We start from the raw sequence: 2,593 nt of genomic DNA on the forward strand, positions 1-2,593 counted from the left end.
CTGGCGCCGCAAACCAACGCCCATTTGCCTTTGATGCCCATGTCCATGTGTGAATCTCCTGTGCTGAAAAAAATGAACCGGCGCCTGCGCGCCGGGAAAAAAATTTGAAGCCGCGTCCAGACGCGTCCAGCTGCGCTATTTGCCCACCGGTGGCGGCAGTGTGCGCTGGCCAAACCGGGAGACCATGAACACGCCGCCCATCACCAGCACGGTACCGACCAAAATCCAGCCGTTGAACGGCTCGCCCAGAATCAGCACGCCCATCAGAATGGTGGACATGGGACCGATCATGCCGGTCTGCGCCGCCAGGCCAGAGCCAATGCGCTCGACCCCCATCATCACCATCAGCACCGGCGCGAACGTGCACGCCCCTGCGTTGAGCACCGATAACCAAATCACTTCGGGCGCCACTGCAAACGCATCGCTCATGGGGCGCAACAGCACAAACTGCACCAGCACCAGCACACAGGCCACGCTGGTGGCCAGGCCCACCAGGCGCAAAGAGCCCAGGCGCTTCACCAGTTCGCCGCTGTACACCAGGTACACCGCGTAGCTCACCGCGCTCAGAAACACCAGCACCGTGCCCAGCACGGCGTCGGGCCCTTGCAGTCCGGCCTCGTGGCCAAACACCAGCAACACCCCGGCGTAACTCACCGCCATGGCCGTGCCCTGCAAGAGCGTGATGCGGCGCTTGTAGAGCACCCAGCCCAGCACCAGCACCAAGGTCGGGTTGAGATACAGGATCAGCCGCTCCAGACTGGCGCTGATGTATTGCAGGCCCCAGAAGTCCAGAAAACTCGCCAGGTAGTAGCCCGAAAAACCCAGGCCCACAATGCCCAGCCAGTCGTGCCGGGTCAGCGGCGGCTTGCCCCGGCTCGACCACCAGGCCAGCGCCAGGAACAGCGGCAGCGCAAACAACATGCGGTACATGATGAGCGTCACCGCATCCACACCGTAGCGGTAGGCCAGCTTGACGATGATGGCCTTGCCGCTGAAGGCGATGGAGCCCGCGCCTGCGAGCAAAAGACCGGATGTGAGATGGGGATGATCGGGTGCGGTTGTGACAGACATCTGCTCGATTATCGGCACAGACGCCGAAGGCGTTTGCCGCCTCCGCTTTCAACCCCGGCACGGCGGGGGAAAGCCCGCTCTTGTCAGCGGGTGCGCCAACAAGCTCGGCTCAATGCCCGGTGTTGCGGCGCACCGTGGGCAACACCACCACCAGCAGCAGAAACACCGACAGCAGCAGCAGAGCGGCCGAGATCGGGCGCTCCAGAAACACCAGCCAGTTGCCGCGCGAAAATTGCAGGCTGCGGCGCAGTTGCTCTTCCATGGCCGGGGCCAGCACAAAGCCCAGCAGCAGGGCCACGGCTTCGCAACCCAGGCGGTTGAACACATAGCCCAGTGCCCCCATGGCCATCACCAGCCAGACCCCCCAGCCGTGCGGTCCCAAGGCCAGAGCGCCCAAGGCGGCGGCCACGAGCAGGGCGACCAGAATGGCGGCGCGTGGCAGCTTGAGCACTTGCAGCAAGGCCGGCGTCCAGAACCGCGTCAGCGGCAGGTTGAGCAGCAAGAGCAAAAGGTTGCCCATCCACATGGCGACGATCAGGCCCCAGAACAGATCGGGGTGGACGGCCATGAGTTGTGGGCCGGGCTCCACATGGTGCAAGACCATGGCCCCGAGCAGCAAGGCCATGGCGGCATTGGGCGGTATGCCCAGGGTCAGCAAGGGCAGATAGGCGGTTTGTGCACCGGCGTTGTTGGCGGCTTCGGGTGCCGCCACACCGCGCAGATGGCCGCTGCCCAGCGCTGGCGTGCGCTTGCGCGAAACAAAGCGCTCCAGGTTGTAGGCCGCGAGCGAGGCGAGCAAGGCGCCACCGCCCGGCAAAATGCCGAGCAAGGCGCCCAGCCCCGTGCCGCGCCACAGGGCGGGCAGGCAGTCACGCAGCTCGGCACGCGTGGGCCGGGTGTGCAGGCCCGCCACCAAGGCGGGTGCATCCGCCAGCGCCGCAGGGTGTGACATGGGTGACATCGGCGACTCGGTGAACCCGGGCGAAGCGGTGGCAGGCCCGTCCAAGCCCGCGAGGCTGGAGGCGGATGCGTCCACCGTGGCCACCGAACGGCTCTGCCCCGCCATTTCGGCGATCACCGGCGCCACCACAAAAAAGCCCAGCGCCAGCGCGATGAAGGCCACACCGTCGGTCAAGCCGTTGTGGCGCCCCAGCCAGGGTTCCAGCGCTTCGGGCACAAAGCGCACCGTGCCGGTGATGGCATCCCAGCCCACCAGCCCCATCAGCAGCCCCAGCACCGTCATGCCCAAGGCCTTGAGAAAAGAACCCGAGGCCAGCACCGTGGCGCCCACCAAAGCGAGCACCAGCAAGGCGGTGTATTCGGCCGGGCCGAAATGGAAACCCAGTTCGACCACCCAGGGCGCCAGGGCGGCCACCAGGCCGATGCCCATGCAACCGGCCAAGAAGGAACTCAGGGTGGCCACCGACAGAGCGGCGCCCGCGCGGCCTTGCAGCGCCAGCGGATGGCCGTCCAGGCTGGTCATGACCGACGAGGGTTCACCCGGCGTGTTGAGCACGATGGC

At 66.1% G+C, this 2,593-nt stretch carries 2 protein-coding genes; both read right to left on the minus strand.

Annotated features, from left to right (window positions below):
- Window positions 1-135 precede the first annotated feature (135 nt).
- On the minus strand, window positions 136-1,071 hold the full coding sequence (locus ABYB95_RS21215; protein WP_372661590.1) for a DMT family transporter: 936 nt from the start codon (window positions 1,069-1,071) through the stop codon (window positions 136-138).
- Window positions 1,072-1,180: 109 nt separating this feature from the next.
- On the minus strand, window positions 1,181-2,593 hold a 1,413-nt coding region (locus tag ABYB95_RS21220), incomplete at its 5' end, for a tripartite tricarboxylate transporter permease (RefSeq protein ID WP_372661592.1).

The sequence above is a fragment of the Hydrogenophaga sp. genome, from assembly GCF_041633695.1.
GTDB lineage: Bacteria > Pseudomonadota > Gammaproteobacteria > Burkholderiales > Burkholderiaceae_C > Hydrogenophaga.